This is a genomic window from Bacteroides sp. 519 (genome assembly GCF_010500955.1).
Taxonomy (GTDB): Bacteria; Bacteroidota; Bacteroidia; order Bacteroidales; family Bacteroidaceae; genus Bacteroides.
In genome coordinates this window covers 73,021-85,508 of sequence record NZ_QVMJ01000005.1, presented here as the reverse complement: position 1 = coordinate 85,508, position 12,488 = coordinate 73,021, and the positions used below count along the sequence as shown (strand labels likewise).

General features: G+C 40.3%; 10 protein-coding genes. All 10 read right to left on the bottom strand.

The window, feature by feature from the left end; genetic code table 11:
- Window positions 1-133: 133 nt before the first annotated feature.
- The 10 genes from D0T85_RS06690 to D0T85_RS06645 all read right to left on the bottom strand — a co-directional run bounded on the left by D0T85_RS06690 (window position 134) and on the right by D0T85_RS06645 (window position 12,472).
- Entirely contained in the window at window positions 134-1,255 is a 1,122-nt protein-coding gene (locus tag D0T85_RS06690) for a PepSY domain-containing protein (protein ID WP_163211517.1), read from the bottom strand.
- A 25-nt stretch (window positions 1,256-1,280) separates the two neighbouring features.
- Window positions 1,281-2,660 (bottom strand): DUF4374 domain-containing protein, encoded by a 1,380-nt coding sequence (locus D0T85_RS06685; protein WP_163211515.1) that lies wholly within the window; start codon window positions 2,658-2,660, stop codon window positions 1,281-1,283.
- 28 nt (window positions 2,661-2,688) lie between these two features.
- Window positions 2,689-5,013: a TonB-dependent receptor gene (locus D0T85_RS06680; RefSeq protein ID WP_163211885.1), complete on the bottom strand. Its 2,325-nt coding sequence runs from the start codon at window positions 5,011-5,013 to the stop codon at window positions 2,689-2,691.
- Window positions 5,014-5,821: 808 nt separating this feature from the next.
- Window positions 5,822-6,241, bottom strand: a complete 420-nt coding sequence (locus D0T85_RS06675; RefSeq protein WP_163211883.1) for a BT0820 family HAD-type phosphatase — start codon at window positions 6,239-6,241, stop codon at window positions 5,822-5,824.
- 173 nt (window positions 6,242-6,414) lie between these two features.
- A complete protein-coding gene (locus D0T85_RS06670; RefSeq protein WP_163211513.1) occupies window positions 6,415-6,981 on the bottom strand; it encodes a hypothetical protein in 567 nt (188 codons plus the stop codon).
- A 169-nt stretch (window positions 6,982-7,150) separates the two neighbouring features.
- The gene (locus D0T85_RS06665) at window positions 7,151-8,431 is read right to left on the bottom strand and encodes a carboxypeptidase regulatory-like domain-containing protein (protein ID WP_163211511.1); all 1,281 of its coding nucleotides are present in this window, start codon (window positions 8,429-8,431) and stop codon (window positions 7,151-7,153) included.
- Window positions 8,432-8,693: 262 nt separating this feature from the next.
- Entirely contained in the window at window positions 8,694-9,902 is a 1,209-nt protein-coding gene (locus tag D0T85_RS06660; protein WP_163211509.1) for a YjbH domain-containing protein, read from the bottom strand.
- A 5-nt stretch (window positions 9,903-9,907) separates the two neighbouring features.
- On the bottom strand, window positions 9,908-10,612 hold the full coding sequence (locus D0T85_RS06655) for a YjbH domain-containing protein (RefSeq protein ID WP_163211507.1): 705 nt from the start codon (window positions 10,610-10,612) through the stop codon (window positions 9,908-9,910).
- Window positions 10,613-10,631: 19 nt separating this feature from the next.
- A complete protein-coding gene (gene gmd / locus D0T85_RS06650; protein ID WP_163211881.1) occupies window positions 10,632-11,693 on the bottom strand; it encodes a GDP-mannose 4,6-dehydratase in 1,062 nt (353 codons plus the stop codon).
- Complete coding sequence (locus tag D0T85_RS06645; RefSeq protein WP_163211505.1) at window positions 11,687-12,472, bottom strand: glycosyltransferase family 2 protein; 786 nt, start codon at window positions 12,470-12,472, stop codon at window positions 11,687-11,689. Before D0T85_RS06645 ends, gmd begins: the two co-directional genes overlap by 7 nt.
- Between the last annotated feature and the right edge of the window lie 16 nt (window positions 12,473-12,488).

Sequence of the window (12,488 nt, the reverse complement as noted above, 5' to 3'; positions counted from 1 at the left end):
TAAAATATGAAGCCCAGTGTTATGTCAATTAACCACAGATTAACAGATTACACGGATTAATAATCTGAAAAATTAAAATCCGCGTAATCCGCGCAATCTGTGGCTAAAAAAATCAAAACAGAAGATTATTTTTCTATTTTATCTTCTTCACCTTTTTCTTTATCCAGAAATAATAGCCTGTTATAGCAAAAACTCCACCTAGCAATGAAACAAGGCATGAAAGTATTCTGGTAGTAATACCTCCCCATGAACCAACATGAACGGAATAAATCCAACCCCTTATTTTAGCCGATTTGGGTAAATCTTTATATAACTGGGTTTCTGTTATGGTACCAGTTACCGGGTCGAAGGAGTAACGATCACTTCCTCTGGTATTTCCATACCTGGCAGTAGAAACAGTAGCCGAACCATCTTGAATGGTGATTGAATTGTACCTTGAATATTTATTTTGCAGATTAGCTAACACATCAGCCCAAAGCGTATAATCTGCGGTTTGCTTTCCACCTTTCCTTTCACCTGAACCTCTTTTGCCAGAAGTTGCTGCTGGGGCCGAAGCATGTGCTTCTGCTTGGGTACTTACCCCAAATATATTATAAAAAACATTGCGATACCAACCAAACGACCATGTTAAGCCGGTTAATGCCAAAATCAACAAAAACAACGTAACATAAAAACCACCGGAAACATGCAAATCGTACCAAAAGCGGAAAGCTCCTTTTTTTGTTTGAATCTTCAACCGGTTTTTTAATGCTTTCTTGCTGCGGGGCCACCAGATTACAATACCACTGATAAGGATTATTACGAGTATAAGCGTAGACCATCCCACAAGTGATTTACCCCAAGAGAAACCACCATCTCGCTTGTAGGTATCGAGCAACCAGCGGTGAAGGCGCATGGTTTGCATAAAAAATCCCTGTCCCTGATCTATTCCGGTTATTTGTCCGGTATAAGGATCAATAAATGCAGCTGCCTTTTTCCCCGGCAAAACCACCTGATAAGTTCGTTTGGGATTGGATGTAACACGCAAACCACTTATTTTTATGGAGTCGGGAAGCTGCTGTCGTGCCGAGCTAATGAGCTCGGCAGGCGATAGTGGTTCTCCTTTTACTTCCTTTACAAAATAGCGCGAAGAATAACACTGTTCCAGTATTTCGGTCTCGAATACCAGGATCGCTCCCGATATACAAACAATTGCTATAATAATACCGAAAGGTATTGATAACCACAGATGTATTTTAAAAAACAGCTTTCTCATTTCTGTAATAAATCTCCCCAAAACGTTACTTAATAACCTTCAACTTGCCCACAGCCGGAATTGTTTGCATATCGATAGTAGCACCTTTAGTTGCCACACCAGTAACCGGATTTATTTTGTAAATAGCTGGTCCCGAAGTTGTTTTAATCGGAACATAAATATGTCCACCCTCAACATAAGGAGAGCCAATAGCTGTAACATCAGCCGCAGCGGGTAAACCAGATAAATCAACATTCAGTTTTCCGGTTGAGCCTTTGAATATTGCTAACTGATTAGCCGTATAACCTGTTTCGCTGTAAGGTCTGTCAAACATCAATAACAGGAAATAATCGTCTGTAATGTGCCAGGTACGCATAAACGATCTTCCGCCTGCCTGCTCTTCCAGGTTGTAGTAATAATCCGGATCAAAATCATCAGCGCCCGATTTAATACGCACTACGCCGGCTGGCTTTGTGGTCTTTTGTACATCGGCTGTCATGGTTTTGGCATGACTGGGCGAAAACACATAAACATCTCCATTATCTGCCGCCCAAATCATTTGATAATACTGAGATTTAAAACGTCCACTGGCGTAGCTTATTTTATCTGTTTTAATTAGCTTTTTCGTAGTAAAGGTTTCGTCATTGTAAATAGCAACGTATGCTTCATCGGGATATTGTGTCCATTGCAGTTCATCTTTTTTATAGCTGCTACTGTTACTACCACCATCTTCGGTCTTTACCAGTTCCGGGTATATAACGTATTTTCCACCTTCGGCCTTAGTACCGTATTGGCTTAATCCCATTGGTATAGGTGCAGTATATAGTTTACTACCAACCTGCAACAGTCCTGCAAAAGTTACAAACTCGCCGTTACCCAGGTAATTCTCGGCATGTAGCACTGTTGCATTTGAACTATATTCCTGTGTTTCTACATTCAGATACGATACCAGAAAGCCTTTGGGTAGATAACCGTTTTCATCGGCAAACTCCGTACCCAGATCACCGGTTGAGGTTGTTATAATATTATTATCGTAAGTTCCATAAGTGGTGAAACGCTGAATCTCATTTGTTTTACTTCTTCGTTCAACTTTACCACTCGGGTTCAGGGTATAAGAGTAAGTTACACCTGCATTGCCTTGATTATACACCAAACCATACAGGTATTTTTCATTAAAATATACCCACTGTGTTACATTGGCCGACTCCGTTCCAATGCCTTTCGCAGTAAGACTGTTCGATTCAATATCGTCAGTAGATACCAGCCAACTTCCTATCTCGTTGCCTTCGGTATTGGTGCCTACAACAATATAGGCTTCTGTTACATCATCACCAGTATTACCTGTTTCTTTAGGATCGTCTTCACAAGATGTAAATACACATATCGCCATCAGGGCAGCTATGCTTTTAAAAAAATAATTCTTCATTTTATTTAAGTTTAAATTCGTAACTAACTCAAAGACAAACCCTCATTTTTCCATTAAACACCCTCCCGGCTTTCTGTAAGCTGAAGTCATCGTATAACTTTTCATTGGTAAAGTTTCGGCATTCAAACGAAAGGCTGTAGCGTCCCTTCCGAAAGCTATACGAAACAACAAGGTTGTGAGAGAATTGTGAGGGTACAATATCTTTTGTACTATAATCGCCAAAAGCCTCGGAACGAAGTGGGAAGTCTTTTACATACATATTATCGTACGTAACTGTTAACAGATTACCTTTTCTGCCTAAATCGTGCCAAAGAAGGGTTACATCCGAATTGGCAAACCGATAAGGTGTGTTGGGGATCCGTGCACCATACGCCGCATTCTCCTGACTGGAACCTGCACTGCTGGTTTTTACTTTACTACGTACATTTATCTGGGTAAAATTACCTCCTATACTTATCCACCGGGCAAAGCCGTAGCGTGCTGCCAGGTTGTATCCTTTCGTTTCTACACGTCCGTGGTTTGTATAACCGGCTCCGGTGTTTCCTCCACCAAGACTGGTTAGTTGGCGTACTATATAATCTTTGGTATCCCGATAAATTAAACCACCTTCAACATAAATAGAATGCTTGCCAAACGCCTCATTGTAACTTAAATTCAGGTTTACATTGTCACTGTTCTCCGGTTTAATCCCTATATCTCCGGTTTCCAGGTCTTCATCACCAAACATCTCTTCGTTAGAGGGCAGGCGATAAGCCTTTTCGTACGACAGTTTGGCTTGCAAGCCCCTAAGTATAAAGTAAGTACCAGCCGCCCCATAACCGGTTGAACTAACAGAGTTGCTTACACGTACAAAATCATCCTGATTGGTTGTGGTAGCCACAGGCCCTGCACTATATATATTGTAGTACTTTCCAAACACCGATAGGTTCCAGTTTTCATTGGGCATCAACCGGTATGATAAGCCACTGATGTTTTTAACTGTTTCTTTCGGAATAGGGTTCTTGGTGGCATTGGCTGTTAACAACGATTGGTTATTACGCTTAAAATCGGTAAGTACATGGTTGAGGGTAAACAGGTGTATTTTGTTTAAGTGGTAATTAGCAGTGAAAGTTCCGTTCCAGTTATTGTTGTCCGAACGGGTATGCTGATAAGACTGTTCGCCATAAACGCCCGATTTCTTACGACGTTTTTCACCACGCCAGTTATATTCGTAAGAAGACGTATCTACATTATTAACTATATTCTTGTTGTAATTGGCGGTTAAGGAAACATCTAATCCTTTGATAAATAAATCGCGTTTGCGATATTCAAGTGCCGGCATAACAGTATGCCCCTTACGGTGTTTATCTCCATAAACAATTTGTTGAAGAACCCCGTTTTGTATTTCTTTATACATCTGCGAGTATGTAAACGAAACCAGTAAACGGTCGGCCCATTTTTTAGCTACAACCCCTATTTTAGCTACAACAGCTTCACTATGATAAGTGTCGTGAAACCGTTTTACATGTTCTATTTCAGACTCATCGGTGCTAGATCCTGTTTCGCCTATAAACTCTTTTACAGGAGTATCTATGTAATAGCTATTATCCGAGTAATTTTGAAAAGCATTTATCTCGTAAGTAAAACCATTCTTAAGTGTTTGTCCAAAGTTGATGTACGACTTATGTGTATTGAACGATCCATACGAATACGAAGCATCCAGAAACCATTTTGCCTGATTCTTTTTAGTAACGATATTGATTACTCCGCCAATGGCATCGGTACCCAACCCAACAGGAACCACACCTCGGTAAATTTCAATCCGTTCGGCATAATTCACAGGTATATTGTTCAAACCAAACGATGCACCTACCCCTTCCTGTGGCACACCATCAATAAATATTTTGATGTGCTTGCCGCTAAAGCCATCCATCATTAACTGCATATCCGACCCAACCCCACCCGACTCACGCAGTTTCATTCCGGGGGCTTGTGCCAAAGCCGAACTAAGGTTCTGGGTTGTATGCTGCAAGGCCTTTGTATCGATGGCCACTGCATTGAATGCCGAACGTTTTATACGGCTTACTCCGTTTGAGAGGATCACCACTTCATCGAGCTCTGTTGTTTCGGGAGCAATGGTTACATTTTTACGAATCCGTTCGCCTACGGTTAGTGTTACTTTTACTTCTGTTGTTTTGTAACCAATGGCAGAAACCACCAGCGTATATTCACCTGCAGGGGCTTTAATATGATAAATACCTTCGAGATTGGTAGTACTTCCATAATTGGTACTTCCATAATTGGTACCTTTCAGGTAAACGGTTGCAAAGTCAATGATTTCTTTTTCTGTAGATAATACCTTGCCCGAAATCATTGTTTCGCTCTGTTGAGCCAATGTTACTATAGGAATCAGCAAACAGGTAAGAACGAAACAAATTTTATATAATACAGTTTTCAATTTATAAAGAATTTTGTGTTGTTAAAATCTCCGCAAAGGTCTTTATAAATCGAAAGCTAATCAATCACTATGAATAGGTAAAAAGGGGAAAGGGAGTAATTATAAATGGGGAGAAGAAAAAGCGCGAAGGCGCGAAAGGGTTCTGATATTTTAACCGCAGAGTTTCGCGGATTAACGCGGAGTTTTTAAGTTCTATGCGGTATTGAATCTTGGTTCAAATCAGATAGGAATTGAATAAAAACACAGAGACACAGAAACACTGAGGCTTCGCTTTTGTCGTACGGTATAAGTAGGATGCCGCATACAGGGAATCCCTTTGGGATTCAATTTGAATAACCCCCAGTGAAGCGAAGCGACTGGTAGATAAATCACTCACTAGCATGGGAACCCGATAAGGGTTCAATTGGACATTCAACACCTTCGGCGTTGATGAGATTGAGTCTATTCTCCACCCCCAGTCGCTTCGCTTCACTGGGGGTTATTCAAATTTTACCCCAAGGGGTAATTGCTTGTGAACTCACTTTTAGTTCAACTCAGCCTCTAACTGAACCAAACAAGTATGAATAATTCAGGCTTAAACTCAGCGTACTCCGCAGTTAAAAAAGAAAAAAGCTGCCTCAAACGAATGAGACAGCTTTTTTATTGAAGTTTTGAGTGATGAGTAGTGAGTGATGAGTTATGAGTTTCCATGCGGCATCGTAACTCATTACTCAAAACTCATTACTCAAAACTCACTAAAAAGTCTTTTAAAGAATCCTGGTTTCTTTTTTGTTTCGGATAAAGTAGAAGGAATTTCGGATGTTTTTCCACTTTTAATCATTTGGTAGATCAGTCCCCAGTCGGGTACTCCACCAATGTTCCTGTCGTCGATAAACAGGTCGGTTTTTAGTTTGCGTGAGTAATCTGGGTCGCCAGGTTCCTCTTCCGGATAGTTTTTGTTGACGGCGTAAAACCGTACTCCGCGTTCTTCACACCATTTTACAGCTTCATCTAGCAGTTTGCCTTCGCGTACTGTCCATAGAATAAGCATGTGCTGATCTTTCATCAACATTTTTAATGTATCTGTTGCGAAAGGTATTTCCCGTCCAATTTCCGGATAACGGTGCTGGACAATGGTTCCGTCAAAATCTACTGCGATGAGCATGGTAAAGGAGGTAAAGTTAGGTAGAGGAGGTAAAGGAGGTAAAGTTAGGTAGAGGAAGGGAGTAAAGGTTATAAAGATTATAAAGACCATAGAGTTTTCTCTTTTTCTCTATATTCTTTATTTTCTTTATCATCTCTATTACCTTTACCTCACTCTACCTCCTTTATCTTCCTTTACAAATTAAACGTCACTCCCGCTGTAAGCATCAAGCTAACATACGGGTCTTTTTTATTCTCTATATCATAGAACTTAGGACCAATTTTGATACCCGGTTCAAAGAATAAGCTAAGTTTGGGATTTAACTTGTAGATAGCTTGCAAAGAGAAATTAAAGTCAACTGTATTTATCTTTGAGTACTTGTCACTATATTTTTTGTCTAGTGAGTAGTAGTTATAGCCAACTCCAACGAAGGTGTTCAAAAAGAAGCCTTTTGTCCAGTGATAGGTATCCATAGCTAACAAGTTGATCATCCAGTCTATGCTTGCTCCATACGACATGGCTGTGAAGTCATTTTTCATCCAGATGTTTGCAACTTCTACATTGGCACGGAATCCGGTATATCCGTTTAGCCATGTTCCTGCCGAAATTTTACCACCTAAGCTAGTGTTTGAAGAACCATTTAGTGCAATAACACTACTGGGACCACCTGAAATAAACCATTGAAGTGGTCTCTTTTCCTGAGCTGCCATATTTACTGTTAAGGCAAGTAGGAATATTAGGGTTAAATATATCTTTTTCATAATTGTTTGTTAATTAGTAGCTAGTAGCTAGTAGTTAGTAGTTAGTAGCTAGTAGTTAGTAGCTAGTAGCTAGTAGTAGTTAGTAGCTAGTAGTTAGTAGTAAGAATACCATGCGGCATGGCAACTCACTACTCATTACTCACTACTCACTACTCATTACTCAACTAAATTAAATTTTTCCTCCTGAATGTTGTGTAGCCTCTTCGTTTTGATAAAGATCTTCCATACCAGTGTATGCTTTCACTTTTACAACGGCTTTGACATTTTTTCCGCCTTTTACAACGATGTCAAATGTATATGCTTTTTCGCAGAATTTGGCGCGGTTGCGATAATACATAATGTGATTGCCGCTAACACTGGCTTTTAGTTCATATTCAACAGTATAGTATTTGGCGAAACCACCTTCTTGTGCTTCAATAATATCTTTGATGGTTGCAGCCATATTGGTAAGATCACTACCAGTAATACCAACATCTTCTAGTGCTTTTGTTGGGTTTACAGTGAATTCCCATCCTGCTTTTGCTTCCACTTTGATAGCGATATCTTTCATCGCACTGTTGTTTCCACTGTTGTCTACTTTCAGTTCGTTCTTTCCGTTTACCAGGTTGTACTCCGATTTGTTTTCAGCACCCGTATTTTTTTCAGCTTCGATGGTCAACATGTATTTAGCTTTCAGCTGTTTGGTATCAAAATGATAGTTACCATTGCTAGCTGTTACTTTGATGTTTTCTTTCTCCCAACCATCTATGGCTCTTGCTAGTCCACCTTGGCTGTATACTTCTGCATTTTCAAAATATACATTGTCGCTGGCAATGTTCATAAAGGTTACAGTCAAGTCGCTAGTGAACTCATTTTTAGTTGCTTCAACAGCAATGTTTTTCAAGGCTACATCAATTGTTTCTTTACCAGTTTTTAAAGATGAATTAACTTTTTGTGGTTCTTCATAAGGTGTTACGCTCATCTTGAACGATTCTGTAGCAGCACCTGCTGGAATGGTAATGATAACATTGGCTTCTTCCCGTTCTTCTTTATCACTAACTTCTTTTTCCTTATTCGCTTCTACAGTTATTGTTTCGCTTTTAGCTGCAAGTTTAACGCCTAATGCCACCAAACTTCTGTTTGCTGCACTCGATGCAATAGTAACTTCAGCATTCACACCCAGGTATTTATCTTTGCTGAATGTAACTGTATAATCCTTTTTACTAGGTACCTCGAATTGGAATTGACCATCACTTTCGGTGGTAACACTTTCGCCATTGGCTTCCACTTTTACACCTGATAGTGCAGTTGCTGTACCTGCGTCATAAACGGTACCTGCAATGTAATACACTTCAGTTTCGGTCATCGGGTCGTCAACGATTTCAATATCTTTCTCGTCGTCGCCGAATGCACAACTGTTCATAGATAGGGCGGCGCAACATAGCAACCCCCATTGTAAAAACTTGTTCATTTTCATAATTTATATATATAGTTGGTTATTTTAAAGCACGAAGGCGCGAAGGCATGAAAGCGCGAAAGCATGAAGACCTCGCTATCAATTGCCGTCTGCTTTAGCTGACGGTTGTTAGAAAGATTTCTCTCTTGGCTTTAGCCAAAGTTGATTTAATTTGGCTAAAGCCCAAATTGGTATGCTTCCCAGACCGTCAGCTAAAGCAGACGGCAATTGATCGATGCGGCATCGCAACTCTCAACTCTCAACTTTCAACTCTCAACTATTTTTTTAATTCGCGAATCTCGCGAATTAAAAAATACCTTATGTAGTCCGGTTGATAGAACCGTTGACTGCGATTCTCATCAGCCCGGGTAGCATACTTGCGTCCCATTTTCTCATCCATATATTTGCCGTATGCTTCAACGCTGTATTCGGCAGCAAAGTAATCGGCGGGTTTAATTCGTATCATCCGGTTTCGTTTCCAGCTCTTCCCGGCTAAGGGGATGGAGAAATGGAATCCTCCATTAATTTCACCCTCTACAAACATACCAAATAATCCCACAGCATATTCTCCGAAATGTCGGGTAATATCTCCCCGAAGTCCGTAATCGCCATATAAATAACGACCTGCCTCACCGGTCATTTCTAGATTGAATTGTGGTATGTAAAGCATACCCTTTAACATGGCATTTATTCGCTGACTGGTACCAATGTACCATCCGTCTTCACTGTTCACTTCCGAGTATCCGGTGCTGCCTATTACCCCGCCTATTTCAAATCTGCCGTTGGGAGTACGGTAAGTTAGTTCTGCCTGAACGCCAATCCGGTTGTTGGTAAAGTTTCCGGCAACCACCCGTCCCAGCCAGTTCTTTTTGAATCGTACTTCCTGCGACAGGGCTATTACTCCGGGACGTATCCGGGTATGCTCGCCATTCATATTAGTTAGAATAGGGAAGACTACCTGTGCGGTAATCATGGCCCCTTTCCAAGGAGATGTTTGCAGGGCGGGAGAAAGGTCTACTGCATAATGGTAGAGCTTATCAAAAGTGAAGTTCTCCAGTGTTACATCCGGATAAAATACGATGTCGGTTTTCCATTTCGAGGAATTTATCTTGGTAGTCTGTTTTAGTTTATCGGTAGCTGTTGTGATGCCCATCTGTCGGTACACATCACTCAAACCGATCTCTTTCTGTTTGTAGGCTGTAATGGTTGCTTCGGTTAATGTGATGCACAATTGGGGAATCTGGTTGTGGAGTACAACCATTTCGAGTGCTCCTGTTTGTATTCCTTCTATCCCTGCTTGTATGGCTTTGCCTATTCCGCGGTACGTGCCCCGGTACACATTGTCTTCAAAGGCTACGGTATATGTGCGGTTGTTCTCTGTTACCTGAATGTTTTCAAATCCCAGTTGCTGCAGTTTCTCTGCGAGTTGTGCATACACAGTATTCAATCCACACACTAGTATGATCAGTATAAAAACTCTTTTCATCTTGCTTAATGGATTAGTGTGTATTCGTAACGTATGCCACCGGATACGCATTTAAACTCGTGGGTAAAGATGTGCATGGAAAGATGCTTCCATACTTTGGCGGCTATGCCCAGGTTAAAGCCTTGTGAGTCGTATTCGGCCATGGCGGAGATTTGTTTCAGGAAGGCGGGGGTGTAGCGGATGCCGCCGAAGAGGCCGTCTTGTAGGGTACTACTGTTTAATCCATGGTAGTAGCCTAAAGATAGGGCTAACTTGTGCTCGCTTTTGGGAAGAAGGTTTTTGGTGAGGACGCCGTAAAGGGAGGCAAAGTAGTTCATGCCTTGCTTTAAAGGGTCATTCACTCCGACGGCAATAGCGGGGAGGTATTTACCTTCTTGTAATAAACGTAATTTAGCCGAAAAGGATCGATCCTGTTCCCTGAATTTATACTTGTTACTCATGAAATCTCCTTTAATCAATGTGCATTTATAGTTTATTTCCAGAAACGAAAAGAAAGTCATGTTTACAAAGTAATTCCATGTGTTGTAGTCAAATTTATCAGGAGTTGTTTTTTCCGGAAGAAAGTTGAATCCACCCATAAATGTGCCTGTCTCATTTAGCTCAGCAGTAGGTATGTTTAACTGCCCTGTAAGCCCCATGCTGTACTGTGCTTTCGCTATGATAGAGAAAGTAGAGATAGAAAAGAAAATAATTAGTAGTCGTACATTCATTTAAAGCAAAGTTTTTTAATTAAAAACGCTTTACATACTCCATATCATGCGATACCATAATTTTGACCAAATCAGTAAAGCTTGTTTTAGTAGGATTCCAGCCTAGTACTGTTTTTGCTTTTGTAGGATCACCCAATAATTGTTCCACTTCTGCCGGACGATAATATTTAGAATCTACTTCAACCAATACCTTTCCAGTTGTTTTGTCAATACCTTTTTCGTTTTCATCTTCTCCCTGCCAGGTTAATTCAATCCCTGCTTCTTTAAAAGCCAAAGTACAGAATTCGCGTACTGTATGGTATTCTCCGGTTGCTATAACAAAGTCTTCCGGTTCCGGATGTTGCAACATCATCCACATACATTCTACATAATCTTTGGCATATCCCCAATCGCGTAAAGAGTTTAAATTACCCAAGTATAATTTATCCTGTAAACCTTGCGCTATGCGCGAGGCAGCTAATGTTATTTTTCGGGTTACAAATGTTTCACCCCGGCGTTCACTTTCATGGTTAAACAGGATGCCATTTACTGCAAACATTCCATAACTTTCGCGGTAGTTCTTGGTAATCCAGAAACCATATTGTTTGGCTACCCCATAAGGCGAACGAGGATAAAATGGAGTAGTTTCGCTTTGGGGTACTTCCAATACTTTACCGTATAATTCGGAGGTAGAAGCCTGATAGATGCGGGTTTTCTTTTCCAGCCCTAATATGCGTACAGCTTCCAGTAATCTTAATGTACCTACTGCATCGGCTTCAGCTGTGTATTCAGGAACATCGAATGATACTTTTACATGGCTCTGTGCGGCCAGATTGTAAATCTCATCTGGTTGTATTAATTGAATGATTCGTACCAACGAACTGCTATCGGTCATATCTCCATAATGAAGGTTGATTAATCGTTGCTGTTTCATATCACGTACCCATTCATCTAAATAAAGATGTTCTATGCGGCTGGTATTGAATATGGATGAACGGCGTAAAATACCATGGACTTCATATCCTTTTTCGATAAGAAACTCAGCAAGGAAAGAACCATCTTGTCCGGTGATGCCGGTGATTAATGCAGTTTTGGTCATAATGAATTAATTTGTCTATAAACTTTTTGGTAAATAACTTCTGTTAGTTTGTATATATAGCGTAAACTTTCAAATAGTATGTTGGAAAATACGCCATTTTCTTTGTATGCTCTTAGGTGATCTTTTAATATTTGTATATGACTTGTTGTTCCGGATGTTGAGGCTCCCCCTGTACGCATTGTTACACAATCTAGTGGTATATATTTTGTACGGATACGATGTACGAAGATTAAACGTAGTAAATGTTCAAAGTCGGCCGCAACTTTATAGGAACAATTAAAATCTCCCAACTTATTATAAACTTCTTGTCTACAATAAAAGGAGGGATGTGCCGGCATAAAGCCTAATCTCATTTGCCATCGCCGGAATCTTTGTGATGAATAGTAGCGTACGCAATTATCTAAGTCGGAATCATTTACAAAATGAATGTCACCGTATACAGCATCAATACTTGGGCTTTTTAGTTCAGTGGCGATCCTTTTTAATACATGGGGAGAGGTATAAAAGTCATCCGAGTTTAATATACCAATCACATCACCTGTAGCAATGGCTATTCCTTTATTCATGGCATCATACATTCCTTTGTCTGGTTCGCTTATCCAATATAAACGGCCAGAAAAATATGGTTCCATTGTTCTAATAATTTCCAATGTATTGTCTTGAGAGCCTCCATCGATGATAATGAATTCAATATCAGTGTAGCTTTGGTGAAGCACACTCTCAATAGTACTGAGCAATGTTTTACTGCTATTGTAGGTGGTGGTAATGATGGATATTTTCATGAAAGGTAGAATGAAA

Coding starts and splice junctions, on each gene's coding strand:
- D0T85_RS06690 (WP_163211517.1), bottom strand. CDS start 1,255: ATGAGAAAGCTGTTTTTTAAAATACATCTGTGGTTATCAATACCTTTC.
- D0T85_RS06685 (WP_163211515.1), bottom strand. CDS start 2,660: ATGAAGAATTATTTTTTTAAAAGCATAGCTGCCCTGATGGCGATATGT.
- D0T85_RS06680 (WP_163211885.1), bottom strand. CDS start 5,013: ATGATTTCGGGCAAGGTATTATCTACAGAAAAAGAAATCATTGACTTT.
- D0T85_RS06675 (WP_163211883.1), bottom strand. CDS start 6,241: ATGCTCATCGCAGTAGATTTTGACGGAACCATTGTCCAGCACCGTTAT.
- D0T85_RS06670 (WP_163211513.1), bottom strand. CDS start 6,981: ATGAAAAAGATATATTTAACCCTAATATTCCTACTTGCCTTAACAGTA.
- D0T85_RS06665 (WP_163211511.1), bottom strand. CDS start 8,431: ATGAACAAGTTTTTACAATGGGGGTTGCTATGTTGCGCCGCCCTATCT.
- D0T85_RS06660 (WP_163211509.1), bottom strand. CDS start 9,902: ATGAAAAGAGTTTTTATACTGATCATACTAGTGTGTGGATTGAATACT.
- D0T85_RS06655 (WP_163211507.1), bottom strand. CDS start 10,612: ATGAATGTACGACTACTAATTATTTTCTTTTCTATCTCTACTTTCTCT.
- D0T85_RS06645 (WP_163211505.1), bottom strand. CDS start 12,472: ATGAAAATATCCATCATTACCACCACCTACAATAGCAGTAAAACATTG.